21 protein-coding genes and 1 pseudogene are annotated in these 25,817 nt (G+C 61.9%); 11 read left to right on the top strand and 11 right to left on the bottom strand.

What is annotated here, in order from left to right; translation table 11 throughout:
- Window positions 1-3: 3 nt before the first annotated feature.
- From F0A16_RS09165 to F0A16_RS09155, 3 genes are read left to right on the top strand one after another with little or no spacing between them, the layout of a single operon-like run.
- Window positions 4-909, top strand: a complete 906-nt coding sequence (locus F0A16_RS09165) for a carbohydrate ABC transporter permease (protein WP_149435089.1) — start codon at window positions 4-6, stop codon at window positions 907-909.
- Window positions 906-1,781 carry a carbohydrate ABC transporter permease gene (locus F0A16_RS09160; protein ID WP_149435088.1) on the top strand — a complete coding sequence of 292 codons (876 nt, stop codon included), beginning with the start codon at window positions 906-908 and terminating at the stop codon, window positions 1,779-1,781. Before F0A16_RS09165 ends, F0A16_RS09160 begins: the two co-directional genes overlap by 4 nt.
- Before the next feature lie 7 nt (window positions 1,782-1,788).
- A complete protein-coding gene (locus F0A16_RS09155; protein WP_149435087.1) occupies window positions 1,789-2,943 on the top strand; it encodes an ABC transporter ATP-binding protein in 1,155 nt (384 codons plus the stop codon).
- A gap of 32 nt (window positions 2,944-2,975) precedes the next feature.
- On the opposite strand, the gene F0A16_RS09150 is transcribed toward F0A16_RS09155, so the two are convergent.
- On the bottom strand, window positions 2,976-4,412 hold the full coding sequence (locus tag F0A16_RS09150) for an aminotransferase-like domain-containing protein (protein WP_149435086.1): 1,437 nt from the start codon (window positions 4,410-4,412) through the stop codon (window positions 2,976-2,978).
- Between the two features lie 177 nt (window positions 4,413-4,589).
- Here F0A16_RS09150 and F0A16_RS09145 point away from each other — a divergent pair, with 177 nt between their 5' ends.
- Together F0A16_RS09145 and gabT are read left to right on the top strand one after the other, a co-directional pair.
- Window positions 4,590-6,011, top strand: coding sequence for an APC family permease (locus tag F0A16_RS09145; protein ID WP_149435085.1), 1,422 nt, complete (start codon window positions 4,590-4,592; stop codon window positions 6,009-6,011).
- Between the two features lie 103 nt (window positions 6,012-6,114).
- Window positions 6,115-7,392, top strand: coding sequence for a 4-aminobutyrate--2-oxoglutarate transaminase (gene gabT / locus F0A16_RS09140; RefSeq protein WP_149435309.1), 1,278 nt, complete (start codon window positions 6,115-6,117; stop codon window positions 7,390-7,392).
- Window positions 7,393-7,521: 129 nt separating this feature from the next.
- Here gabT and F0A16_RS09135 read toward each other — a convergent pair whose 3' ends face one another.
- Window positions 7,522-7,977: a GNAT family N-acetyltransferase gene (locus tag F0A16_RS09135; RefSeq protein ID WP_149435084.1), complete on the bottom strand. Its 456-nt coding sequence runs from the start codon at window positions 7,975-7,977 to the stop codon at window positions 7,522-7,524.
- Window positions 7,978-8,086: 109 nt separating this feature from the next.
- Between F0A16_RS09135 and F0A16_RS09130 the strand changes: the two genes are divergently transcribed.
- Complete coding sequence (locus F0A16_RS09130; protein ID WP_149435083.1) at window positions 8,087-9,061, top strand: threo-3-hydroxy-L-aspartate ammonia-lyase; 975 nt, start codon at window positions 8,087-8,089, stop codon at window positions 9,059-9,061.
- Between the two features lie 176 nt (window positions 9,062-9,237).
- Here F0A16_RS09130 and exaC read toward each other — a convergent pair whose 3' ends face one another.
- Window positions 9,238-10,758, bottom strand: a complete 1,521-nt coding sequence (gene exaC / locus F0A16_RS09125) for an acetaldehyde dehydrogenase ExaC (RefSeq protein ID WP_149435082.1) — start codon at window positions 10,756-10,758, stop codon at window positions 9,238-9,240.
- 197 nt (window positions 10,759-10,955) lie between these two features.
- Between exaC and F0A16_RS09120 the strand changes: the two genes are divergently transcribed.
- Window positions 10,956-11,354 carry a hypothetical protein gene (locus F0A16_RS09120; RefSeq protein ID WP_149435081.1) on the top strand — a complete coding sequence of 133 codons (399 nt, stop codon included), beginning with the start codon at window positions 10,956-10,958 and terminating at the stop codon, window positions 11,352-11,354.
- 320 nt (window positions 11,355-11,674) lie between these two features.
- Here F0A16_RS09120 and F0A16_RS09115 read toward each other — a convergent pair whose 3' ends face one another.
- The 6 genes and pseudogenes from F0A16_RS09115 to glyQ all read right to left on the bottom strand — a co-directional run bounded on the left by F0A16_RS09115 (window position 11,675) and on the right by glyQ (window position 18,498).
- The gene (locus F0A16_RS09115) at window positions 11,675-13,741 is read right to left on the bottom strand and encodes an AsmA family protein (RefSeq protein ID WP_149435080.1); all 2,067 of its coding nucleotides are present in this window, start codon (window positions 13,739-13,741) and stop codon (window positions 11,675-11,677) included.
- Between the two features lie 140 nt (window positions 13,742-13,881).
- Complete coding sequence (gene gmhB / locus F0A16_RS09110; protein WP_149435079.1) at window positions 13,882-14,433, bottom strand: D-glycero-beta-D-manno-heptose 1,7-bisphosphate 7-phosphatase; 552 nt, start codon at window positions 14,431-14,433, stop codon at window positions 13,882-13,884.
- 163 nt (window positions 14,434-14,596) lie between these two features.
- Window positions 14,597-14,976, bottom strand: a pseudogene (nadE, locus tag F0A16_RS21975) (NAD(+) synthase).
- Between the two features lie 82 nt (window positions 14,977-15,058).
- Window positions 15,059-15,190, bottom strand: coding sequence for a hypothetical protein (locus F0A16_RS22115; protein WP_275401755.1), 132 nt, complete (start codon window positions 15,188-15,190; stop codon window positions 15,059-15,061).
- A 276-nt stretch (window positions 15,191-15,466) separates the two neighbouring features.
- Window positions 15,467-17,533, bottom strand: coding sequence for a glycine--tRNA ligase subunit beta (gene glyS / locus F0A16_RS09100; protein WP_149435078.1), 2,067 nt, complete (start codon window positions 17,531-17,533; stop codon window positions 15,467-15,469).
- 2 nt (window positions 17,534-17,535) lie between these two features.
- The gene (gene glyQ, locus F0A16_RS09095; RefSeq protein WP_149435077.1) at window positions 17,536-18,498 is read right to left on the bottom strand and encodes a glycine--tRNA ligase subunit alpha; all 963 of its coding nucleotides are present in this window, start codon (window positions 18,496-18,498) and stop codon (window positions 17,536-17,538) included.
- 181 nt (window positions 18,499-18,679) lie between these two features.
- Between glyQ and rfaD the strand changes: the two genes are divergently transcribed.
- The 4 genes from rfaD to F0A16_RS09075 all read left to right on the top strand — a co-directional run bounded on the left by rfaD (window position 18,680) and on the right by F0A16_RS09075 (window position 22,929).
- A complete protein-coding gene (gene rfaD, locus F0A16_RS09090; protein WP_149435076.1) occupies window positions 18,680-19,651 on the top strand; it encodes an ADP-glyceromanno-heptose 6-epimerase in 972 nt (323 codons plus the stop codon).
- The gene (gene waaF / locus F0A16_RS09085) at window positions 19,644-20,702 is read left to right on the top strand and encodes a lipopolysaccharide heptosyltransferase II (protein ID WP_149435075.1); all 1,059 of its coding nucleotides are present in this window, start codon (window positions 19,644-19,646) and stop codon (window positions 20,700-20,702) included. The genes rfaD and waaF overlap by 8 nt, the downstream gene beginning before the upstream one ends.
- A 36-nt stretch (window positions 20,703-20,738) precedes the next feature.
- Window positions 20,739-21,911, top strand: a complete 1,173-nt coding sequence (locus F0A16_RS09080) for a glycosyltransferase (RefSeq protein ID WP_149435074.1) — start codon at window positions 20,739-20,741, stop codon at window positions 21,909-21,911.
- Window positions 21,912-22,017: 106 nt separating this feature from the next.
- On the top strand, window positions 22,018-22,929 hold the full coding sequence (locus F0A16_RS09075; protein WP_149435073.1) for a hypothetical protein: 912 nt from the start codon (window positions 22,018-22,020) through the stop codon (window positions 22,927-22,929).
- Window positions 22,930-22,989: 60 nt separating this feature from the next.
- Here F0A16_RS09075 and F0A16_RS09070 read toward each other — a convergent pair whose 3' ends face one another.
- Window positions 22,990-24,552: a sulfatase-like hydrolase/transferase gene (locus F0A16_RS09070; protein WP_149435072.1), complete on the bottom strand. Its 1,563-nt coding sequence runs from the start codon at window positions 24,550-24,552 to the stop codon at window positions 22,990-22,992.
- A gap of 125 nt (window positions 24,553-24,677) precedes the next feature.
- On the bottom strand, window positions 24,678-25,775 hold the full coding sequence (ddlA, locus tag F0A16_RS09065) for a D-alanine--D-alanine ligase (RefSeq protein WP_149435071.1): 1,098 nt from the start codon (window positions 25,773-25,775) through the stop codon (window positions 24,678-24,680).
- Window positions 25,776-25,817: the final 42 nt, after the last annotated feature.

Raw genomic sequence — 25,817 nt, 5'->3', positions numbered from 1 at the left:
GTGATGTCCAATGCTTCTCCGGAGCGGGACGGCGGAGCGCGGGAGCGCCTGCAGCGCTGGCTACCCAAGCTGGTGCTGTCGCCTTCCTGCGTTCTGGTCCTGTTCTTCGTCTATGGCTTCATCGCCTGGACCAGCTACATCTCGTTCAGCGACTCCGGCATGATGCCGGACTACACCTGGGTCGGGTTGCACCAATGGTCGCGGTTGTGGACCTCCTGGACCTGGGGGATCGCGCTGCACAACATCTGGGTCTTCGGGCTTCTGTATATCGTCAGTTGCATCGTGCTGGGCCTGATACTGGCGATCCTGCTCGACCAGCGGATCCGGGCCGAAGGCGTGCTGCGCACCATCTATCTCTACCCGATGGCGCTCTCCTTCATCGTCACCGGCACCGCCTGGCAGTGGTTTCTCAATCCCGGACTGGGGCTGGAGAAGACCATGCACGACCTGGGCTGGCAGAGCTTCAGCTTCAACTGGCTGATCGATTCCAACATGGCGATCTACACCGTGGTGATCGCCGCGGTCTGGCAGGCCACCGGCTTCGTCATGGCGATGTTCCTGGCTGGGTTGCGTGGCATCGACGGCGAGATGATCAAGGCCGCCCAGATCGACGGCGCCCCGGCCTGGAAGATCTACGCACGGATCATCATCCCCCAGCTCCGGCCGGTCTTCCTGAGCGCGGTCGTGGTGCTGGCGCATCTGGCGATCAAGAGCTTCGACCTGATCGTGGCGATGACCGGTGGCGGGCCGGGCAATGCCACCGCGGTGCCGGCGACCTTCATGTACTCCTACGCCTTTTCGCGCAATGAAATGGGCATCGCCGCGGCCAGCGCGGTGTTCATGCTGGCGGTGATCGCCGCGCTGATCATCCCCTATCTCTACTCCGAGCTGCGGGAGCCCCGATCATGAGTGCCGCTTCTCCCACCGCACGCCGGGGCATCGCGACCCGGGCCGTGCTCTACGCGATCCTGGGGCTGTTTGCGATCGTTTATCTGATGCCCCTTTACGTGATGCTGACCACGTCGTTCAAGACGCTGGAGGAGATCCATCAGGGCAACATGCTGGCGCTACCCGGCCAGTGGACCCTGGACCCCTGGCGGGAAGCCTGGGGCAGCGCCTGTATCGGTCTCGAGTGCAACGGCGTGCACGGCTACTTCTTCAACAGCATCAAGATCGTAGTGCCGGCGGTGCTGATCTCCGGGCTGCTGGGCGCGTTCAACGGCTACGTGCTGACCAAGTGGAAGTTTCGCGGCCACAAGATCGTGTTCGGGCTGATGCTGTTCAGCTGCTTCATCCCGTTCCAGATCATTCTGTTGCCGATGGCCCGGGTGCTGGGGATTCTGCATCTGGCCAACAGCACCGCAGGGCTGGTACTGGTCCACATCGTCTACGGCATCGGGTTCACCACACTGTTCTTCCGTAACTTCTACGCCAGCTTTCCGGATGAACTGGTACGGGCGGCGCAGCTCGATGGCGCCGGCTTCTTCACCATCTTCTTCCGGATCCTGCTGCCGGCCTCGGTGCCGATCATCGTGGTCACCATCATCTGGCAGTTCACCAACGTCTGGAACGACTTCCTGTTCGGCGTCTCGTTCGCGTCCGGCGACAGCGCGCCGATCACGGTGGCACTCAACAATCTGGTCAACAGCTCCACCGGGGTGAAGGCCTACAACGTCAACATGGCGGCAGCGATGGTGGCGGCGGTGCCGACGCTCATCGTCTATATCCTCGCGGGCAAGTATTTCCTGCGCGGGTTGATGTCGGGATCGGTCAAGGGCTGAGGATCACATGAGCTTTCTGCATATCAACAACGTTCACAAGCGCTTTGGCGAGACCCATGTCCTGAAGGGTATCGACATCGCGATCGAGCAGGGTGATTTTCTGGTACTGGTGGGGCCGTCGGGCTGCGGCAAGTCGACGCTTTTGAACATGATCGCCGGGCTAGATTCGATCAGCGAGGGCGAGCTGCGGCTCGACGGCCGCTGCATCAACGACGTGCACCCCTCCCGACGCGATATCGCCATGGTGTTCCAGTCCTATGCGCTCTATCCGAGCATGACGGTGGCGGGCAACATCGGTTTCGGGCTGGAGATGCGCAAGGTCCCGCGCAAGCAGCGCCGCGAAGCGGTCGACCGGGTCGCCAAGCTGCTGCAGATCGAGAACCTGCTCGACCGCAAGCCAGGCCAGCTCTCCGGCGGCCAGCGCCAGCGCGTGGCGATGGGGCGGGCGCTGGTGCGCGATCCGCAGCTGTTCCTGTTCGACGAACCGCTGTCGAACCTGGATGCCAAGCTGCGCGTCGACATGCGCACCGAGATCAAGCAGCTCCACCAGCGCCTCGGCACCACCATCGTCTACGTCACCCACGACCAGATCGAGGCGATGACGCTGGCTTCGCGGATCGCCGTCATGCGTGGCGGCGAGCTGCAGCAGCTGGGCACGCCGCAGGCGGTCTACGACGATCCCAACAACCTGTTCGTCGCCGGTTTCATGGGCTCGCCGTCGATGAACCTGGTCAAGGCGCGAATCGTCGAGCAGGGTGGGCTGCCGGTTGCCCAGGTGGCGACGGACGATTCCACCCTGACGCTGCCTGTCGTGCGCGACCGTGACGCACTGCGCGACTGGTGCGACCGCGACGTCATCCTGGGCCTTCGGCCCGAGGCGATCACTGACCCGGCCAGTGCCAATCATGGCGAAGGCAACATCCACGAAGCGGAACTGCCGGTCGCGCTGGTCGAGCCGACCGGTGCGGATCTCTACGTGGTGACGACGCTGGGCGGGACCCACGTCAATGCCCGAATGCGCCCCGGCACGCCGCTACGCTCGGGCGAGCGAACCCGGTTCGCCTTCGACGTCTCGCGCATGGTGGTGTTCGATCCCGAGTCCGAGCAGCGCATTCGCGACGAGCGCACCGCGGAGACCACACCGCTCGAGGAGACGGCCTGACGGGAGAAGGAGAACGGGGGGGCGAGCGCCGCTCAGCGCTGCTGGTCGACGAACTCGCGGATGCCCTCGGCCAAGCGCCGACCCTGGCGCTCCAGCGCTTCGCCTTCGACCATGCCGACGCCGAGTATCAAACCGCGTCTATGATCGCCCGGCCCACAGACCCGGCTCAGCGGCCGGGTCACCAGGTGATGCCGATTCAGCAGATGCTGCGACAGGCGCTCGTCGTCGAGGGTCGGAGCCAGCGACAGACTCAGGCTGATATTGCCGGCCGGCGGCGAGACATCGGTGACGCCGGGGGTGCCGACCAGCAGGTCGTGTAGCCGCTGCTGGCGCTCCAGGTAGGCTTGCGCCATGCGCCGACACCAGCGGTCGAGATCGCCATCGTCGATGAACGTGGCGAGTACCGCCTGATCGAGCAGGCGGCCTTCGCGAAAGACGCCGGTGCGTACTTGGTTGATCGCGGTGCTGAGCCCCCTCGGCACGATCAGGTACCCCAGACGCAATCCCGGAAACATCAGCTTGGAGAACGAGCCGATCAGGATCTGGTTGCCGGTTTCCGGGTCGAACGCCAGCTCGCGGTGATCGCCGTCGCCGAACTCGTAGTCATCCTCCAGAATCCAGTCCGGTTCGAGAGAATCGATCAACCCTTGTTTGTGAGCACTTACCGATGCCACACCCAACGGATAATGGTGGGTGCCGGTGAAGTAGAGCAGTCTGGGGCGTGGTCGAGGCAGGGAGCCGACATAACCGTGACGCGGCTCCCAGATGGCGTGGTCTATCTCGAGGCCGCCGGCCTGGAAGACGTTGCGCGCACCCCAGTAGAACGGCGAGTCCATGACCGCGCGATCGCCGTCATCGGCCAGCGTCAGCGCACATAGCTGCAAGCCATGATGGGCGCCCTCGGTGATGACGATCTGGTCCAGCCCACAGTCGATGCCTCGCCACCGGGCGAGATAGCCGGCGATGGCACGTTTCAAGGGGCCGTAGCCGCCCGAGGCGTAGGAGAGCAGCAGCGTGTTGTGGGGGACGGTGATCCGGGAGTAGAGCTGGCGCCAGCGGGCGATGGGGAAGTGCACGATATCGGGAACGCCTGGCACGAAGGCGCCGCTCTGCAGCGGGCTGGCTCCCACGTCATTCAGCAACTCGCCGGCGCGGCGGGAAATCGGCCCGATGTCGGCAACCTGTCGCCCCCGCGCGGGTGAGTGCTTGCATATCCAGGTGCCCTTGCCGTGGTCGGTCACCAGATGCCCCTGGCGGATCAGATTCTCGATGACGCCAGCCAGCGTGTTGCGGGCCATGCCGAGCGCGCCACACAGCGTGCGATGCCCGGGCAGCCGCTGGCCGTCCTGCCACCGCTGCTCGATCAGCGTCAGCAGGGTCTGCTCGAGACGGCAGTACTTGGTCAGATGGTCGGGCTGGGCCAGGTAGCTTTGCCGGATGTGATCCAGCGCCTGACGACGGTCGTCCATGGCCTACCTCACGAGAGACGCGGAAACGTCCGCGGATTATGGGGGCAGAGCCCCATGTGGTCCACCGCCGTCGGGAAGTGGTCTAGTCCCGGTCACGCATCGGGGTGATAGCGTGGCGTCAGGGCCGACTCCCGCCCGGGGTTCGGCCTATCAAAAACAACCTGAAGAGACCCACTCATGTCGAACGCTTCTCAACCCCCGGAGCTCGTGCGAGTCCTCGCACGGGCCGATGTCCTAGCCCTGGCTTTCGGCGCCATGATCGGTTGGGGCTGGATCGTCCTGACCGGTAGCGCCATCCTCGATGGCGGTAGCGTGGGCGCGATACTCGCTTTCGTCATCGGCGGCATCGCGGTGCTGCTGGTAGGGCTGACCTATGCCGAGCTGGCGTCGGCGATGCCCCAGGTCGGCGGCGAGCATGTCTACAGCTATCGCGCGCTCGGCCATTTCGCCTCGTTCGTCTGCACCTGGAGCATCGTGCTGGGATACGTCAGCGTGGCGTCGTTCGAGGCGGTGGCGCTGCCGACGGTCGTCGAGCATCTGTTCCCCGGCTATGCCGTGGGCGACCTGTGGACCGTCGCCGGCTGGGACGTCAAGGCGACCTGGGTCGCGGTGGGCGTGCTCGGTTCGCTGGTGATGATGGCCGTCAACTACGTGGGGATCTCCACCGCTGCGCTGCTGCAGAAGGTCGTCACCGGGCTGATCCTGGTGGCGGGGGTGATGTTCGTGACCGGATCGCTGTTCACCGGCGACGGCGGCAACATGCAGCCGCTGTTCGCCAGCGGCGAGCACGGCGCCTTCGGCGGCATCGTGGCGGTACTGGTGCTGGTCCCGTTCCTGTTCGTCGGTTTCGACGTGATTCCCCAGGCGGCCGAAGAGATCAACCTGCCATTCCGCGATATCGGCAAGGTGCTGGTGCTCTCGGTCATCATGGCGGTGTGCTGGTATACCCTGATCATTCTCGGCACCAGCCTGATGCTCGACAACGAGGCGCTGCAGGGCAGCTCGCTCAGCGTCCCGGACGCGATGACGGCGGTGTTCGATGGGGCCTGGGCGGGCAATCTGATGGTGCTGGCGGGCATCGCCGGGATCATCACCAGCTGGAACGCGTTCTACATCGGCGGTTCGCGGGCGATCTACGCCCTGGCGCACTCCGGCATGCTGCCCGCCTTCCTGGGCAAGCTGCATCCACGCTACAAGACCCCCACCAACGCGATCATCCTGATCGGCGTGCTCTCCACCGCGGCGCCGTTCTTCGGACGTCCGGCGCTGGTCTGGCTGGTCGATGCCGGCGGCCTGGGCATCGTGCTCGCCTATCTGTTCGTGGCGCTGTCGTTCGTCATCCTGCGCTATCGCGAACCCGACATGCCGCGCCCCTATCATGTCGGTGCCGGCAAGCTGGTCGGTGTGCTGGCGGTACTGCTGTCACTGGGCATGACCTGTCTCTATCTGCCCGGCAGCCCGTCGGCGCTGACCTCCATCGAGTGGTCCATCTTCGGCGGCTGGATGATCGCCGGATTGGCACTGTACGGATGGGCCCGGCGGCACTACGGTCGAGAGATGGGCGATCGCCTCATTCGGGCAGCCTACGATAAAGCCTGATCCCGATTTCATGGCGCGCCGCCTGCCGAAACCGACGACGCGCGATTCACGTTAGCGGCACCCGATGCCGTGTCAGGAGGAGTGTTCCATGGCTAATGCATCCATGACCAATGCAGAACTCAACGAACTCAAGCAGCGCTACGTGGCCAGCGGTGCGGCCAGCCCGGCGGTCGAGTTCGCCGCGCGGGCGGAGAACGCCGAGCTCTGGGACGAGGACGGCAAGCGCTTCATCGATTTCGCCGGCGGTATCGGCGTGCTCAACATCGGTCACCGCCACCCCAAGGTGGTCGAGGCGGTCAAGGCCCAGCTCGACAAGGTGATGCACACCTGCCAGACCGTCATGCCCTACGAGGGCTACGTGCGGGTGGCGCAGAAGCTCAGTGAAGTGACGCCGGTGCGCGGCCATGCCAAAGTGATGCTGGCCAACTCCGGTGCCGAGGCGCTGGAAAACGCGGTCAAGGTGGCCCGTGCCGCCACCGGGCGCTCCAGCGTGATCTGTTTCACCGGCGGCTATCACGGCCGAACCTTCATGACCATGGCCATGAACGGCAAGGTCGCACCGTACCGCACCGACTTCGGCCCGATGCCCGGCCAGGTCTATCGCGCGCCCTATCCGGTACCGTCCATCGGCGTCAGCGAGGAAGAGGCGCTACGCCACCTGAAGATGACGCTGAAGACCGATGCCAACCCCAGTGACACCGCGGCGATCGTGATCGAGCCGGTGCTGGGCGAGGGCGGCTTCCATGCGGCGCCGGCCAGCTTCCTGAAAGCGCTTCGCGAGATCTGCGACGAGCACGGCATTCTGTTGATCGTCGACGAAGTGCAGTCCGGCTTCGGCCGTACCGGCAAGCTGTTCGCCATCGAGCACAGCGGCGTCGAGGCGGACATCATGACCATGGCCAAGAGCATGGCCGACGGCATGCCGATCTCGGCGGTGGTGGGAACCGACAAGGTGATGGACGCCTCCGGCGGCAATTCGCTGGGTGGCACCTACACCGGTAGCCCCGTCTCCTGCGCCGCGGTACTGGCCGTGCTGGAGGTGTTCGAGGAAGAGCGCATTCTGGAAAAGAGCCAGGCGCTGGGCGAGAAGCTCCGGGTGCGCTTCGACAAGTGGCAGCAGGATTACGCCGGGGTCGCCAACGTGCGCAACCTGGGCGCCATGGCGGCCTTCGATCTGGTCACTGACAAGAAGAGCGGCGTGCCCAACGCCGAACTGGCCGGCAAGCTCTGCAAGACCGCTCGCGAGCGCGGCCTGATCCTGCTCTCCTGTGGTCTCTATGCCAACACCATCCGTTTTCTGATGCCGGTCACCATCAGCGACGAAGTGCTGGAGGAGGGACTCGACCTGATCGAATCGATGCTGAGCGAGTTCGGCGCCTGAGCTGAATGATCTCCGCCCCGCGTGGCGTGGCGGGGCGGGTACGCCAAAAAAGAAGCCGACGCTGATGTTGCAGCGTCGGCTTTTTCGTTTCGTCTCCGTTAAAGTGAGTGCTTACTGACTTTGCGCGTCTTACGGTCGCTGCATATCGATATGCGGGATGCCGTCTTCCACATAGATCTCGCCGACCGGCTCGAATCCGTGACGACCGTAGTAGGCTTGTAGATGTGCCTGGGCGGACAGTCGGGCGTTGCTTCCCGGCCACAGCGATTCGATTCGCGTCAGCGCGGCTCGCAGTAGGTCGTGGCCCAGGCCGCCACCGCGGTGGGCAGGGTGGATGACGACGCGACCGATGGAGACCGGTTGGTTGACTGGATCGGGTGCCAGCAGACGCAGGGTGGCCGCGAGCCGATCCGCCGCCAGGACCTGCAAGTGGTGCGTCGATGCCGCCAGATCGCGGCCGTCCAGCTCCTGATAGGCACACTGCTGTTCGACCACGAACACGGCCTCGCGCAGCGACAGCAGGGTGTACAGCCCGGCGGGGTCCAGCTCCGGCCCGGTCTGCCATATCCACTCGTATGATGTCATCTGTCCCTTTCCTCGCGGCCGTTCAGCCATCATGATCGATGACACTTTGGCTGGCATATTACGCAGCGTGCCACGGAATGTCAGTGGCGACGGTGACAGGAGAGAGGGCATGAGCAACCTGGCGATCGATTACGACGATGTGGTGGCGGCACACCGGCGGCTGGCGGGCGTCGCCCACCACACACCCGTGCTGCGTTCGACGACGGCCGACGAGCGCAGCGGCGCATCGCTGCATTTCAAGGCGGAACATCTCCAGCGCATCGGCGCCTTCAAGTTTCGTGGTGGCTACAATGCCATCAGCCAGTTCGACCGCGACCAGAAGGCGGCGGGGGTGATCGCCTTCTCCTCGGGCAACCATGCCCAGGCGATTGCGCTCTCGGCCAGGCTGCACGGCATCCGCGCCGTCATCGTGATGCCCGAGGACGCGCCCGCGATCAAGATCGCGGCCACGCGGGGCTATGGTGCCGAAGTAGTGCTCTACGATCGCTATACCCAGGACCGCGAGGCGTTGGGTCGGGAACTGGCCGAGGCCGAGGGCTTGACGCTGATCCCGCCGTTCAATCACCCCCACGTGATGGCAGGGCAGGGAACCGCCGCCAAGGAGCTGTTCGATGATGTCGGTGAGCTGGATACGCTGATCGTGCCGCTGGGCGGCGGCGGGCTGTTGTCCGGCTGTGCCACGGTCGCCAGGGCGCGCTATCCGAGCTGCCGGATCATCGGGGTCGAGCCGGAAGCTGGCAACGATGCCCAGAGAAGCCTGGCCAGTGGCGAGATCGTCTCGATTGCCACCCCGCGCACCATCGCCGATGGCGCCCAGACCCAGGCGCTGGGCAGCCTGACGCTCCCGGTGCTGCAGCAGTGCGTCGACGAGATCGTCACCGTTACCGACGCCGAGCTGGTCGATACGATGGGCTTCCTGGCCGGTCGCATGAAACAGTTTGTCGAGCCGACCGGGTGCCTGGCCGCCGCCGCCGCTCTGAGCGGCCGGGTGGCTGTCGAGGGACTACGCGTGGGAGTCATCCTGTCGGGAGGGAATGTCGATTTGAATCGATTTGCCGAGCTGACTCGAGATGCGCAGAGCTGAGCCTAGGCGAGCCCGTTGGTTACCGAGCCTTTTCATTGGGCAGGCATGTCGAAGAATGAAGAAAGCGTGGCGAACGAGTCCCGATGTCGACACCATCGGAGCTCGTCCGCCGGGATAGCCTATCCCCTAGGAGGCGATATCAGGCGTCCACTCTCGGTAACAGCCTGATTCGATGATCAGAAGAAGCCCATCGGGTTGATGTCGTAGCTGATCAGCAGATTCTTGGTCTGCTGGTAGTGTTCCAACGCCATCTTGTGGGTTTCCCGCCCTACGCCTGACTTCTTGTAGCCACCAAATGCGGCGTGCGCCGGATAGGCGTGATAGCAGTTGGTCCACACGCGGCCAGCCTGAATGCCGCGGCCCATACGGTAGGCGCGATTGATATCGCGGGTCCAGACGCCGGCACCCAGGCCGAATTCAGTGTCGTTGGCAATGGCCAGCGCCTCTTCCTCATCCTTGAATGTCGTGACGGATACGACCGGCCCGAAGATCTCCTCCTGGAACACCCGCATCTTGTTGTTACCCTTCAGCAGCGTCGGCTGAATGTAGTAACCCCGGGACAAGTCATCGCCAAGCGACTCCCGCTCGCCGCCGGACAGGAATTCGGCGCCTTCGTTCCGCGCCACATCCATGTAGGACATGATCTTGTCGAACTGTTCCTGCGACGCTTGAGCGCCGACCTGCGTCTCGGTGTCGAGGGGATGGCCGCGCTTGATCTTCTTGACTCGCTCGATGACCTTGGCCATGAAGGTGTCGTAGATACTCTCCTGAACCAGGGCGCGAGAGGGGCAGGTACAGACTTCGCCCTGGTTGAGAAAGCCCATGACCAGACCCTCGGCGCATTTGTCGATGAACGCCGGTTCCGCGGACATGACATCCTCGAAATAGATGTTCGGCGACTTGCCGCCCAGTTCCACCGTGGAGGGAATGATGTTCTCGGCGGCACATTTCATGATGTGCGAGCCGACGGGGGTGGAACCGGTAAAGGCGATCTTGGCGATGCGCTTGCTGGAGGCCAGCGCCTGCCCCGCCTCTTCACCGTAACCGTTGACGATATTGATGACGCCCTTGGGTAGCAGGTCATGAATGACTTCGATGACCTTGAAGATCGAGGCCGGCGTCTGCTCGGCAGGCTTGAGCACGACGCAGTTACCCGCGGCCAACGCCGGCGCCAGCTTCCAGGTGGCCATCAGGATCGGAAAGTTCCAGGGGATGATCTGGCCGACGACACCGAGCGGCTCGTGGAAATGGTAGGAAGCCGTATTCTCGTCGATCTCGGCCGTGGTGCCCTCCTGAGCCCGAATGCAGCCGGCGAAGTAGCGGAAGTGGTCGATGGCCAGCGGGATATCGGCGGCCAATGTCTCGCGTACGGCCTTGCCGTTGTCCCAGGTTTCGGCGACAGCCAGCATTTCCAGGTTCTGCTCCATGCGGTCGGCGATCTTCAGAAGTAGCGTCGAGCGCTCCTGGACGGAAGTCTTTCCCCAGGCCGGCGCGGCCTTGTGGGCGGCGTCCAGCGCGGTATCGATATCCTTCTGGCTGGACCGGGCGATTTCACAGAAGACTTCCCCGGTAACCGGGGTGATGTTCTCGAAGTATCGTCCCTCGGCTGGCGGTATCCATTCACCGCCGATGTAGTTGTCGTAGCGCTTCTCGAACTGGGTGATGGCGTCCGAGGTATTCGGGTTGGCGTAACGCATGGCAGAGACTCCTGATGGATCGACCATCGATCACGGGATTTCGCTATCAATCTGCGCTCTCCGAGGCTGATATGCCATTACGCTTTAGGCGACCCGATTCGTTGGGAACCAAGACTTCGACCAATGGCCAACAGTCAGGAAAAGCCCCGGTGTTACTATGAGCCTTAGGGTTCAACGACCTAGAGGAGGGTCTGAACATGTTACAGACTCAGGACAAGACGATCGCGGACCGCCCATTAGTCGACGACAGCGGCTGCTGTCAGATGAGTTCGATCAACCTGCTGGACGATAGCGTTTCCACGCAGAAGGAAGTTCAGGACCGCAACGTGCTGCAGCTGTATCTACTGACCGTTCAGGTGAGAGCGTTGATGGATGTCGCATGCCATCAGGGTCATGCGGCATTTCTGACCGAGCGTTTGCGTTTTCATACCGAGCAGTTGGAGTCGCAATTCTCCAATCTGGTGGACAAGCACAAGGGCGCATCCTATACCCGCCATTTCTATGCGCAACAGCAGCAGCGTTTCGATGCCGAAATCGAAAAGATCATTGGAGCACTGGAATCGCTGGGCGAACAATACAAGCAGAACGCTCAGTAATCCTTTCCTTCCGAAGCCCGCTGAACGACATTTTTTGCAGCGGGTTTCGTTCCGGTAGCCGCGCTTTGCGGTCAATTTCCGGATACTCCCCCCGCTGTCAGCGCCAGCCGCCTCTCGGAAACGGCGAGTCTTCGTCAATACCACTTCCTGGCAATCTTTCCACCGGTGGTAATTGCCGTGTGACTTGTGCGTTCGGTCATGGTCCGGTCCATGCATGCGAACCGCTTTTTGCCTTTGTCCCGATTACCGCGATGTTTCACGTGGAACGTTAACTGCAGGAATGGTGTTCCACGTGAAACAACGGATAGGCCCAAAGCGAATCAGTCGGTCTGGATCTGACTCAAAAAATCATTGCACGGTGTAGTCTCACCCGCGCTCGGTGAGACCAGGGCCAGCAGTGCGGCGGCGGGCGTTGCCACGGTTCCCAGGAAGACACCGATAGCCCCTCGAGCTAACAGCGAGCCCGTATCGACACCAGGGGAGGGCTCCTTGAAAGTCCCTTCGACGTAGAGCGGCGAGCGCAGTGTGAAGACACGTGCTCCCTTGCTTTCGGGTTCGATCGTCAGATCCAGCGCCTCGTTGGCGAAGTTGACGGTACCATCGATCTTGACCAAGGCGTTTTCCGTGTCGATCAGAAAGAAGCGAGTCCGGGCCAGCCCGTCGGTGACCTCGAGTTGGGCCGCGGCACAATTGATCTTCACCTGCTCATCGCCAAAGAGCTTGCCAACTAGATAGTTACCGACATTGAGCCCTGCCAGTTCCATCAGGTTCTGGCTGATGAGCCCGTCATTGACCAACATCTGCAAGTCACCGTTGCTGCTTCCCAGAATGTCGGCTAGCGAGTTGCCGGTGCCACTCAAGGTTGCATCTCCGTTGAGCTCCCCGCGGCTGTTCTGCATCAACTCCACATCGGGAAATAGACGGCTCAGCAGAAGATGGCGAATATGCATGTCGACACGGCTCTGCATCGGGTTCTGGCTGCCATCGAGGCGCAGCGTGGTGTTGAGGTTGCCTCCAGCAACGCCGAATCGAAGCGGGTCCAGAAGGATCTCACCATTATCCAGCGTGACGTGGGTGTAGATGTCTTCCAGAGGTAAAGCGTCGCCGTGCTCGATGCGTTGCGCGGTAAACTTGACGTCAGCATCCATCGCTTTCCACTGAGCGGTATCGAATTCCTCGACCGGCAGCAATTTGTCATCGGGTTGCCGGCTGGTTTCTCCCCGGCCGCTCTTGTCTGCATTCGAGTCAGCCCCGACCAACGGTGCGAGGTCTGCGAAGCGCAGCTGCTGAGAGACGACTTCCCCTTTGAGTGAAGGACGAGGTTCGCCCATCTGATAGATGAGATCGCCATGAATATCGCTGTCACCAATCTGACCATCGAAGTCCCGATAGCGAAAAGAGAGCGCCTGCTGAGTGTCCAGGTTGGCGGTGAGATGACCTTGAGTGGAATAAGGCGGCGTGTCGGGCAGAGTGACGCCAATGACGTTATAGAGATCACCCAGGTTCTGGCCCGAAAAGCGCAAATCCAGATCGATTGTCTTCGGAGCTAGTGGGTCGGTGAGCGTGCCATTGACCTCAACCTGGGTGGCTCCGGCTTTGATATCGGCCTGGATGGGATAAGGTGCATCACGGGTACGTAGGGCCCCCAAGCCGCCCAGACGACCGTTGCCGTCAAAGGATTGGTCCTTGTATTTTCCTTGTGCGCTCCACCCGAAAGCATAGTCGGCCACGTCCTGGTCTTCTGTCGTCCCATAGGTTGAGCTGTTGTCTCCGGTGAGCTCCTCGAATGCGATGGGATCGCCAAGTAGCTCTATGGTCGCATCGACATCGGCGGCCAAGATAGCGTCTTGATAGTGCACCTCGATCGGATCGAAATCGATATGGCCGACATCGACCGTCCAGCCGCTCTCCTGGCTGCCGCTATCGCTGGTCCCATCGGTTTCGTCGCCATTCCCGAGCTCGAAAGTCCAGTTATTACTGCCATCCTCCAGACGTGCAAGCGTCGCCTTGCTTCCATTCAGGGCGATGTCGGGAAGCGATAGTGTCTTATTGAACAAGGGGAGAGGGGAAAGCGTGATGTCGAGCGCTTCCACATAGACGATATCAGCTTCGGTTACCGCTTCCGGACTACCGACATGAATGTCTTCGGCATGAAGGCGAGGCCAAGGCATCCATCGCTGCCATCCACTGTCTTTCGAGGGCCACAGCCAGACGACATCGAGATCTCCATCGATGGAGACATCTCGATGAAGTGCTGCGGATGCCCGCTCGTTGATCGTTGGCTTCAGTCGGTTCCAGTCAAAGGTAATGATGACGATAACCAGCGTGACGAGCAAAAAGAGCACAACGGCCAAAGTCCATAGGCCGATTTTCTTGCCACGAGTCATGGAAGGAACCCCATATCCTTTGGGTGAAATCCTAGGATAGTCGAGGGAACCGTGAACGTCTCATTGTGCCGCGGGCTACGGTATGCCGCCCGAAGCGGAAAGGGGTTGCCATGTTTCACGTGAAACATGATCCGTGCTCTTCAGTTGTGGTCGTTGTGCAATAGCTGTTCCACGAAGCTGGCGAGGTCACGGCACACCCAGGCTTCGGGTGCCAGCTGTGGTAACCCATCGAGCGAATCGATACCGTTCCCTGTTTCGACGAGTGCAGTTCGACATCCGACAGCCAGGCCTGCCTGGATGTCTCGAAGGCTGTCACCAACCATCCAGCACTCATCGCAGACTTTAAAGTTCAGGCTTTTCTGTATGTCCAGAAGCATGCCGGGCTTCGGCTTGCGGCATTCACAAGCTTCTTCCGGCCGGTGCGGGCAGTATGCAATGGCAGAGATTTCCCCTCCAGCCTGCTCCACCAGATCGATCAGACGATCATGTATCGCCTCCAACGTATCCAGCGTGTAGTAACCACGACCTATACCGGACTGATTCGTGGCAATGGCAACTTTCCAACCCTTCTGATGAAGACGCGCTATCGCCCGGATGGAGTCAGGGTACGGGTGCCACTCGCCCAGTGACTTGATGTATGCCTCTGAGTCCCGGTTGATAACGCCGTCACGGTCGAGAATGACGAGTTTCATGGATATTGGCTGCCTTGGGCAAAAAGCAAGGCCTCGATTATCCCCGGATGACAAGTGCAACGCAAAATGGCTGTTCCACGTGAAACAATCATTTTGATAGAAGGGAAATGTCGGAGCTGAGGAAAATCGGGCCGCCTGGGTTAAGCGGCCGCGGTGTAGGAGTTTACGGTGCCACGGATGATAGCTCACGCTTGTGCGCGGTCCGTTCGAAGGTGTGGATAATGAGACTCGCCGACTTGTGATCGATTTCCTTGCCTTCGAGGAAATCATCGATCGTGTCATAGCTCACGCCCAGAGCTTCTTCATCGGTACGCCCTGGCGACAGGGATTCGAGATCGACGGTAGGTATCTTGTTGACCAGCGCTCCGGGGCCGTCGAGTTCGCTCAGTAGCGCCCTGACCCGACGTTTTGTGAGACCTGCCAAGGGCGTGTGTCGCAGGCGCCGTCACCATGTTTGGTGAAGAAGCCCGTGACGGCCTCGGCGCCGTGATCGGTTCCTACCACCAGTCCGTTGTAAGACCCCGCTACTGTATATTGCGCCATCATTCGCGCCCGCGCCTTGATGTTGCCATGCACGAAGTCGCGTTGATGCTCGTCTTGAAAGCAGAGCTTTCCCGCTTCAAGGCTAGTCAGTAGGGGCGTCGGCACAGGGCTTGATGTCCACATCCAGTTGCCGGTCGGCACGAATGTAGTTAATGACCGCCTGCGCATCGTCTTCGTCATCCTGATCGGCCAGCGTGGTCCTCCCTTGAGCCAAGGCTTTTCCTATTTTTAACGATACGCCAAAGACTATCGCGTGTTGTTAACAAAAATCAGCGCTCCTAGCTCTTCCTCAGCCTCTAGCCCGGGCAGCAGCAGCCAGACATCCCTCGACAGGCGATGTCTCGATTATTGATGTTTCACGTGGAACATGGGGGGAGAATGGCAAATACCATTGGCTATGGGAGAAAGGGAAGAGGGAAGGGAAAGGTAATAAAAACGCCCGGCACTTTGGCCGGGCGGTAATGTTTCACGTGAAACGTATGGCCAATGACTAGGACTGGAGCTCGGCAATATCAGCCACCTCGAGAAACAGCGCTTGCAGGCTGGCCAGTAGTGCCAGGCGATTGGCGCGAACAGCATCTTCCTCGACCGCAACCATCACATCGTCGAAAAAGCGATCTACCGGCGCACGCAGTGTGGCGAGAATATCCAGTGCTTGCGCGTAGTCCGCTTCACGGAACAACGGTTCCACCTGGTCGCGACAATCAGTAATGGCATTGGCCAGGGCAATCTCCGCTTCCTCACGGAGGAGGTCCCCGTTCACCTGAGTGCCACCATCGTGCTGCTGCTTGGCCAGAATGTTGGAAACACGCTTGTTGGCCGCAGCCAGGGCGGCGGCTTCCTCCCGTTGTCCGAACCTGTGAACGGCGTGCAGGCGGCGAGCGAAATCCAGCGGCCGTGTCACCGGGCGAGCGCGTACGGCCAGGTAGACATTGACCGGCAAGTTCTCGTCCTGCGCCCAGGCGCGGAAACGGTCGAGCATGTAAGTCAGGACATCATCGACCAAACCCTCTGCCTTAGGCAGGTCACGGTGCTGAGAGGCTGCCAGCGCGAGCAGTTCGCGGAGATCGAGGTCTAGTTCACCCTGGATCAGAATGTTGAGTACGCCGATGGTGGCGCGACGTAGCGCGAACGGGTCCTTGGCGCCAGTGGGACGTTGACCAATCCCGAAGATACCGGTCAGCGTATCCAGGCGGTCCGCCAGCGCAATCGCCTGGCCTGTGGCGGTACGCGGGATATCGTCGCCGGCGAAGCGCGGCAGATACTGCTCGTGTATAGCTGCGGCCACGGCCTCCGGCTCACCATCGTGGCGGGCATAGTAGGTGCCCATGATGCCCTGCAGCTCGGGGAACTCGAGCACCATTTCCGTGACCAGGTCACATTTCGCCAGCTGGGCGGCACGCGCGGCTGCCTGGGAGTCACCGCCGATCTTGCCGGCAATGAAACGCGCGACGACTTCGTTGCGAGCAGCCTTGTCGGCGAGCGAGCCAAGTTCGCGCTGGAAAACGACATTGGCCAGTGGCTCGCGTCGGGCCTCCAGCGTCTGCTTGCGGTCGGTCTCGAAGAAGAAGGCGGCGTCGGCCAGACGTGGACGAATGACCTTCTCGTTGCCGTAGATGACTTGCTGCGGGTCTTCGCTATCGATGTTGGCCAGCGTGATGAACTGCGGCTTGAGCTTGCCATCGGCATCGAGCAGGTGGAAGTACTTCTGATTGGCCTTCATCGAGGAGATCAGGCATTCGGCTGGGACCTCGAGGAAGCGCTCGTCGAAACTGCCGGTCAGCGCTACCGGCCACTCGACCAGTCCGTTGACCTCTTCCAGCAGCGCTTCGTCGATGACTGCCTGGGCGTCTTGCACTTCCGCTTCGGCCAGAACCTGTTCACGAATGCGCTCCCGACGGCGTTCCAGATTCACCAGCACGTAGGCGTTTTCGAGCGCGGCTTCGTAGTCGTCGGCGTGGGCAAGATCGATCGGCTCGGGCGCATGGAAGCGATGGCCCAGTGTCGTGCGGCCGGATTCCAGGCCCAGCACGTTGGCCGGTACGACCTGATCGCCGTAGAGCACGACCAGCCAATGGACGGGGCGCGAGAACTCGATGCGCGAAGCGCCCCAGCGCATGTTCTTGGGGACCGGTAAGGCATTGACAGACGTCTTGATTATCGCGGGCAACAATGCTTCGACGGTTTCTCCCGGCTGCTGCTGACGATAGCCAAGCCAGGTGCCCTTGTCGGTCTCCAGATGGATCAGTTCGTCCACCGCGACGCCGCAGGAGCGGGCGAATCCTTCGGCCGCCTTGGTCGGCTGGCCGTCCTTGAAGGCAGCCGCAAGCGCCGGGCCGCGCTTCTCGACTTCACGATCCGGCTGCTTGTCGGCGAGTGCTGCAATGCGCACCGCAAGACGACGTGGGGAGGCGAATGCATATGCCTCGCCATGAGGAACTTCGGCGTCGTCGAGACTTTTGACGATATTGTCGCGCAGAGCAGAGGCAAGATTGACGAGGGCGCCCGGCGGCAGCTCTTCGACGCCCAGTTCGATCAGTAGGGTGTTGGCTGCCATGCTCATGCGTCTCCCTGGGTGGTTTCTGATGTTTTCTGCAACAATTCGCGGCGCAGCGCTTCGGGCGCCAGCGGGAAGCCGGCCGATTCCCGTGAAGCGTAGTAAGCGTGGGCGACTTCACGAGCCAGCGTGCGCACTCTCAGGATATAACGCTGACGCTCCGTGACCGAGATGGCGTGACGCGCGTCCAGCAGATTGAAAGTATGCGAGGCCTTGAGCACCTGCTCATAGGCGGGCAACGGCAGGTTGGCCTCGAGCAGCTTGTTGCATTCGGTCTCACAATGGTCGAAGGCTTCGAACAGATAGGGCACATCCGCATATTCGAAGTTGTAGGTCGACTGCTCGCGCTCGTTCTGCAGATAGACATCACCGTAGGTGATACGGGTTCCGTCGGGAGCGACTGTCCACACCAGATCGTAGACACTATCGACGTCCTGCAAGTACATGGCGATACGCTCGAGACCGTAGGTCAGCTCGCCCGTTACGGGGTAGCATTCGATCCCGCCGGCCTGCTGGAAATAGGTGAACTGTGTCACCTCCATGCCGTTTAGCCAGACTTCCCAACCAAGCCCCCAGGCGCCGAGCGTTGGTGATTCCCAGTTATCCTCGACGAAGCGGATATCGTGGACTCGTGGATTGATGCCCAGGCGTTCGAGCGAGCCGAGGTAGAGATCCTGCAAGTCTTTCGGCGAGGGCTTCATCACCACCTGAAACTGATAGTAGTGCTGCAGACGGTTGGGATTTTCTCCGTAGCGACCGTCGGTGGGCCGACGCGACGGCTGAACGTAGGCCGCGTTCCAGCTCTCCGGGCCGATCGAACGCAGGAAGGTGGCCGGATGGAAGGTGCCGGCACCCACCTCCATGTCGAGGGGCTGCAGCACAACACAGCCCTTTTCCGCCCAGTATTGCTGAAGGGCAAGTATCAGCCCCTGAAAGGTTTTCGCATCTGCCGTCGAGTCTGTCATTGACTGCGCACCGTTGCCCATGAATTCGTGAGCCGCCAAGTATACAATTAGCGCTCAATCGGTTATAGGCACCGGCGACGATCGGGCTTTATCGTTGGCGGAACGTCATCGAACGTCGGGCGACTTGCGGGGTCGGAGTCGTCATGCCCGATAACCGAGTCGATCGAAGAGGAGTTACGACATGATCGTTGTCACGGGCGGGGCCGGCTTCATCGGGGCCAATCTGGTCAAGGCACTCAACGCACGCGGCCATCAGGACGTCATGGTGGTCGACGATCTCAGCGATGGCACCAAGTTCGTCAATCTGGCGGACTGCACGCTGGGCGATTATCTCGACAAGGATGATTTCCTGGCCCGCGTGAAGGCGGAATTGCGAGGCGAGATCGGGGGGCTGCCACCCATCGAGGCGATCTTTCACGAAGGCGCCTGCTCGGATACCACCGAGTGGGACGGTCGCTTCATGCTGGAAAACAACTTTGAGTATTCGAAGGTGCTGCTCGAGTATTGCCAAGCCAAGCGGATCCCGTTTCTTTATGCCTCTTCCGCCGCCACCTACGGCGGTAGCGAAGTATTCGTCGAGGACCCCGCGCATGAGAAGCCACTCAATGTCTACGGCTACTCCAAGCTACTGTTCGATCAGTACGTCCGTGCGCGCTGGGATGAGTTCGACACCCAGGTCGTGGGCTTTCGCTACTTCAACGTCTATGGCCCGCGCGAGCAGCACAAGGGCAAGATGGCCAGCGTCGCCTACCATCACCACACTCAGGTGCAGCGCGGCGAGAACCCCAAGCTATTCGGCGCCTGGGATGGCTATGACGCCGGCATGCAGAGCCGCGATTTCGTCTACGTCGGTGACGTCGTCGACGTCAATCTGTGGTTCCTGGACAACCCGGAGGTGTCCGGCATCTTCAACCTGGGCACCGGGCGTGCCGAGCCGTTCAAGACGATCGCCGAGACAGCCATCGGCTTCTATTCACATAAGGACGGGGCAAAGGTCGAGATCGAGTACATCGACTTCCCCGACGAACTCAAGGGTCGTTACCAGAGCTATACCCGCGCCGACATCAACCGTTTACGGGAAGCCGGCTACACGGCCGAGTTCAAGACGGTACGCGAGGGTGTTTCCGCCTATCTGGAATGGCTGAATGGCTGATTTGCCGATCGCCGATGCCGAGATCGTCGAGATCGATGCCGCGCCACGGTTTCTCGTTGTCGGCCCCTCCTGGGTCGGCGACATGGTCATGGCGCAGAGCCTGTTCATCATGCTGAAACAACGCCATCCGGGCGCAACGATCGGCGTTCTGGCGCCGGGCTGGTCACTGCCGATCCTCGAACGTATGCCGGAAGTCGACGAAGCCATCGTGTTGGACGTGAAACACGGCGAGTTCGGCTGGAAGACACGGCGTGACGTCGCACGTTCGCTGAAAGGGCGTTTCGATCACGCCATCGTGCTGCCGCGTTCGCTGAAGTCGGCGCTGGTACCGTTTCTGGCCGGCATCCCGCGGCGTACCGGCTTTACCGGCGAGCAGCGTTTCGTCTTGCTCAACGACCGTCGCAAGCTCGACAAGGGCGTGCTGAACCAGACCGTCAAGCGCTTCGTCGCGCTGGGGCTCGATGCCAGCGAGGCGGCCAGTGGCGATTTCGAAACGCCGCACCCGTGGCTCCGAGTCGACGCGACGCGTCAGGTGGCGCTGCGTCGCGAGCTGGCATTGGGTGAGCGGCCCGCCATTGGCATGATGCCGGGCGCAGAGTACGGCCCGGCCAAGCAGTGGCCGCTCGACTATTTCCGTGAGCTGGCCGAATTCTTGCTCGCGCGCGGCTACGCCGTCTGGGTGCTGGGCGGGCCCAAGGATGCCGATGCTGGAGACGTGATCGCCGAAGGGCTCGATCACGCTCACAACCTTTGTGGTAAGACCCGGCTGGCGGATGCTGTCGACCTGCTGGCCGCCTGCGAGCAGGTGGTCACCAACGACTCCGGGCTGATGCACGTGGCCGCTGCGGTCGGCACCCGAATACAGGCGCTCTACGGTTCGTCGTCGCCCGCCTATACGCCGCCGCTGACCGACAATGCCGATATCCATTATTTGGCGCTATCCTGCTCGCCCTGTTTCGAGCGCACCTGCCCGCTGGGGCATCGCAACTGTCTCAAGCAGATGCTGCCTGACAGAATCGAACAAGCGGTGGTGCAAGGCGAGTCGGCGTGAATCAAGCCCCTGGTGCAAGGCACAAGCCGAGGACAGATGAAAAAAAGAGTATTGCTGGTCGTACGCAAGCTGAGTATCGGTGGTATCGAGCGGGTGACCGTGAATCTCGCCAACGTGCTGGCGCGCGAAGGTCATGAGGTTCATGTGCTGGTGCTCAAGGGAGGCAACGAGCTGGCGCCGGATTCCGGTGTGACGGTCCATCGGGTGGATTTCGACAAGACCTTTCGCAGGACGGGGCTGGGGCTGGTGTATGATCTCTTCACGCGGGCTTTGTTGAAGCCGCTGATGCCGGGCTCCGGTTTCCTGTGGCGCGGAGGGTACGGCGGCTATTACCTGAAGCGCTTCGTGGCCGGACTCGAGAGCGAACGGGGCCCCATCGATCGCGTCATCATGCGCGGGCAGGGGGCGTTCGAGACGGTCTGGTCCTGGCGCGACCCGCGCTTGTGGCAGGTGACGGTCTCCTGGCCCGGGAGCGAGGGGGGAAGGCTGAAAGGTTTCTATCTCCGGCGTCTCTACGAGGGCAAGCAGGTGGTCTGCAATACGCCCAACGTGCGAGCGCAGTTGGAGAAGCAGCTCGGCCATCATGGGATTCACCCTCATCGGTGGGCGACCATCATGAACCCGTGCGATATCGAGGCCATCCGTCGCCAGGCCGAAGAGCCTGTGGAGCTGCCGGCCAGGCCGTTCATCGTCCACGTCTCGCGGCTCTCTGATGTCAAGCGCCAGGAATGGCTGATCCGGGCCTATCTCGAGGCGGACATCGAAGAGGATCTGGTCATCGTCGGCGATGGACCGAAGCGAGAGGGCCTCGAGAAACTCGTCGAAGAGCGGGGGGCCGGTGAGCGGATCCATTTCATTGGCAGCCGGCCCAACCCCTATCCATGGATGAAACACGCTCGGCTCTTCGTGCTGAGCTCGCGCAGCGAAGCGTTCGGTATCGTGCTGGCGGAGAGCATGATCTGCGGCACGCCCTGCGTGGCGGTCGACTGTCCCGGTGGTGTGCGCAACGTGTTGATTCACGACCAGGCACGATTGATCGCCGACAACACCGTCAACGGACTGGCAGCCAAGATCCGGGAAGGGCTGGCGAATCCGCCATCGCTGGAAGCCGACCCGGAGTTGATCGAGCGATTTCGGGATACCCGGATCATGCAGCAGTTTCTCGACCTGCCGACGACGGGCGCAGTGACGGGCGGACGAGACGAATAATCGATAAATTGCGTAGCATGCTTATTAATATGGTATGCTAGGCTGCATCGATCGCGAACAGCGTTTGATAACACCGCTTTCTTTCCTTCGACCGTGTAAATTGCTCATGTCGTGCGCTTCTCGGCCCCCTTCGTCAGCTTCCCCGCGTCTGTCCGCCGAGGACAGCGCGTTCAGCGAACTGCTCGACCCCCGCATGAAGTGGGGCGTTCGTCGGGCGCGCTGGCAGGCGGCGCTGCGCGACGGGTTCCAACGCGGCGTCGGTGTACCCCTGGAAGAAACGCTCTACCGGCGCTGGGCCCAGGATAAAGCGGGTGGCCGGTGGGTCGAGCGCCGCGGCCTGCCACGACGCTCGATCGAGGCGAGGCTGGGAGAGGCGCTGGTGGTCCAGGTCGATCCGCGCAAGCTGATCCGCGATCTCAACGCCAAGGGGATCGGGGGGAAACGTCCCTCTTCCTCGGCCTTCCTCTGGGATGGCGACTGGGATTTGAGTCGTGGCGATCTGCGCCGGGGCTCGCGCTATCGCTTCGTCAGCGATATCGACGAGCACAGGGACGACCTGATCCAGACCGAACGCTTTCGTCAGTACCGTTCCCGGCTCGAGTCGGGGCACCCCTGGTCTTCCTATCAGCAGGGCATCCTGCTCGACACGGAAGAGAAGATACTCGCCTACCTGCGCACCTATCTCGGCTTCCTCGACGACATGGCGGCCCGGGGATTCGACGTCGAACTGGGAAAGGACGACCTGGGTGTCGCGGTCACCCGCGAGGGCCGGTTGCTCAAAGTCAACCGAGGACTTCATCGTCTGGCGATGGCGCAGCGCCTGGGGCTGGCATCGATACCTGTCGTCGTCCGCGCCGTGCATCGGCAGTGGTGGCAGCGCGTGGTCGGCGATTGCCGTGGAGAGGCAGCCCTGACTCGCGTGGCCGAGGCACTGGCCTCGTGTACGCCGGAAACCGAACCGGGGATGCTGGATCCCGGCGAGGAGCTGGGGCCGATCGAGTGGCCCCAGCCACGTTAATGCCACCAGGGCCAGCCTACGCACGCGCTGTCGTTGGCGGTCCGGATCGTTGCTGGCGTCTCAGTTGACGCCATTCCAGAGCCGCTCCTGCAGACGGTTCTCGCTGCGCATGCGCTGGTTCATCTCGTCCAGCGAGTAGCGCCCGATCAGGGTGGGAGACGAGGAAAACAGCGAGACGCCCAGCCCGGCCCGATGGTCCGGAATGGTATAGCCCATGGCTTCCAGCAGCGTCGGCAGGACATCGACCATACTCGCCGGGCGTTCGATGACGCGGGGGCGCAGGCCGTTGCCCAGCATCATCAACGTATTCTCGCGCTCCTCCGCGATCAGGTCCTCCCACGCCGAGTTCTTCATCGAGAGATGATCGCTGGCGACCACGACCAGGGTATTGTCCAGCAACCCCTCGGTTCGGAGCCGCTCGATGAAATTCCTGACTAGCCAGCCGGTGCATTTGACCGAGTAGAGGATATCGGTGCCGTCGAAGGCACCCTGGTTGTCGATACAGGATTGCGATGGATTGCCGAACGGTGGATGACCCGCCAGGGTGAGTCCGAAGAAGGCGTAGGGCTTTCGGCTGTCGTGCAGCCGTCGGATACGCTTCTCCGCTAGGTCGAGCAGCGTATCGTCGTAGAGCCCCCAGTCGTTGAGATAACCGGGCGGGGCCTTGTCCTCCAGTTCATCGCGGCCCAGGGCGGTATCGAAGCCGTGGCCGAGATAGAATTTCGCCTTGCCGGCGAACTTCGTGCTGGCGCCGCCCATGTAGGTGAGGTCGTAGCCCCGCGCGTGCAACAGGTCGCCCAGACAGTCGACCCCCGGCAGCACGTCCGACAACGGCTCGAACTGGTTGTCGTGCATCAGCCCGGCGGGCATCAATGGCACCCCGCACTGGCTGGCGACCATGCCGGCCATCGTCCAGCCCGTATTGTCGAGCTGCTTGACGCCATGGAACACCACGCCCTCCGTGCCCAGCCGAGCAAGGTCCTCGTAGGCGTTGCCGAAGCGCTGGGTATCGCTGTAGGTACGCTCCGTGCTCTCCATGTAGAGATAGATCAGATTGGGCGGTTGGGGCGCTTCGGCGAGGATCTCCGGTGGCTGATAGCGATCGTTGAGCCAGCCCTCGTCGTCGTCTATCACCGAAGCGCCGCGCAGCGATAACCCGAACAGCAGCGGATTGAACGCCAACAAAAATAGACTCAACACCCGTTCCCACAGGCGCCAGCGATGATCGGCCCGTACCAGCCAGGTCACGGCGACCAGCATGACGATGGCGGCCACGGTGTAGAGGACCCCGGCGATCTGGCGATCGGTGCTGCCGTTCTCCTCGATGCCGGCCTGAAGATGGAAGATCACTGCGCCCAGGTCGAGTTGGCCGAAGCTATCGTCGAGATAGATATAAACCCACCACAGGATCAGTGGTAGAGACGACCATGGCCACGCCTTGCGCTGGGTGGCGCGCTGGGAGACGTGGCCCCAATGGAAGCGATAGCCGAGGGCAAGCCAGGCGAGCGTGGTGACGATGGGCGTCCACCATGGCAGAACCCAGACCACCATGATGGCGTACCCGATACAGAGGCCGATGTAGGTGAGTGCACACCAACGCCGAGTGTCGCGAGAGATGGTCATGACGCGCTTCGATCCGTGAACGTCGTGTTCTATCGATGCCGATTCCGGGCACCGCATGAAGAATCATCATGACTCTACCATGACGAATCCGAGACAAGCAGGTTATCGGCGAGTTCCCTCCGGTCTCAGCGGGCGTTTTTCAACGCCATGTCGCCGGCGTGTCTCGACATGGCCAGCTCAATCAGGCGCGTCACCAGGGTCGAGTAGGTCAAGCCACTGGCTTGCCATAGCTTGGGGTACATGCTGATGCGAGTGAAGCCCGGTAGCGTGTTGATTTCATTGACGATGATTTTCCCTTCGGGCGTGAGGAAGACATCGACCCGCGCCAGACCGGCGCATTCCAGCACCTGGAAGGTGCGAACCGCGATGTCTCGAATCGCTTCACTCGCGCCGGGATCGATGTCGGCGGGCACGGCAACGGTGGCCGCGTCGTCGTCGATGTATTTGGTGTCGTAGGAGTAAAAGCCGCTCTCGACCACGATTTCGCCGCAGACGCTCGCCACCGGATCGTCGTTACCCAGTACCGCGCACTCGATCTCGCGTCCAACCACGGTGGATTCGACCAGCACCTTGTGGTCGAAGGCCAGCGCCAGCGCCAGCGCTTCCTGAAATTCGAGCGCGGTCTCGACCCGGCTGACGCCCACCGACGAGCCTTGGTTGGCGGGTTTGACGAACAGCGGGGAGCCAAGTGCCGCACTGAGGGAGTCGAAATCGGCTTCGGCAGCCGTGCGGCGGGTCAACGTGACGAAGGGCGCCACGGGGATGCCGGCATCGCGCAGCAGGCGCTTGGCGACGTCCTTGTCCATGCCGGCGGCCGAGCCGAGTACGCCGGAACCGACGAAGGGCAGGTTGGCCATGCGCAGCAGACCTTGCAGAGAACCATCTTCGCCAAGGGTGCCGTGGACGATGGGGAAAACCACGTCGAGTTGCCCCAATGCGCCTTGGGACGCTTCGGTGGCGATCAGTTGCTGGTGCTCGCGGCCTGGCACCAGTGCGAGATCACCGGCGGAGGGGTTGAGGGCGATCCGGCTTGGATCGTCCGCGTTCAGTAGGAAATCGGCGGCATCGTTGATATGCCACTGACCCTGCTTGTCGATCCCGATGACCGTGACCTCGAAGCGCTCGCGATCCAGCGCGTCGACGATGTTCCTGGCCGACTGCAACGAGACCTCGTGCTCCGACGATTTGCCGCCGCAGATGACGCCGACCCGAATTTTGCTCATGGTTATGCTCCGCTTCGCTGACGATCTCGATGCCGCTCGGGT

The organism is Salinicola corii (assembly GCF_008298015.1).
Classification (GTDB): Bacteria; Pseudomonadota; Gammaproteobacteria; order Pseudomonadales; family Halomonadaceae; genus Salinicola; species Salinicola corii.
This window is presented reverse-complemented; position numbering and strand designations above follow the sequence as displayed.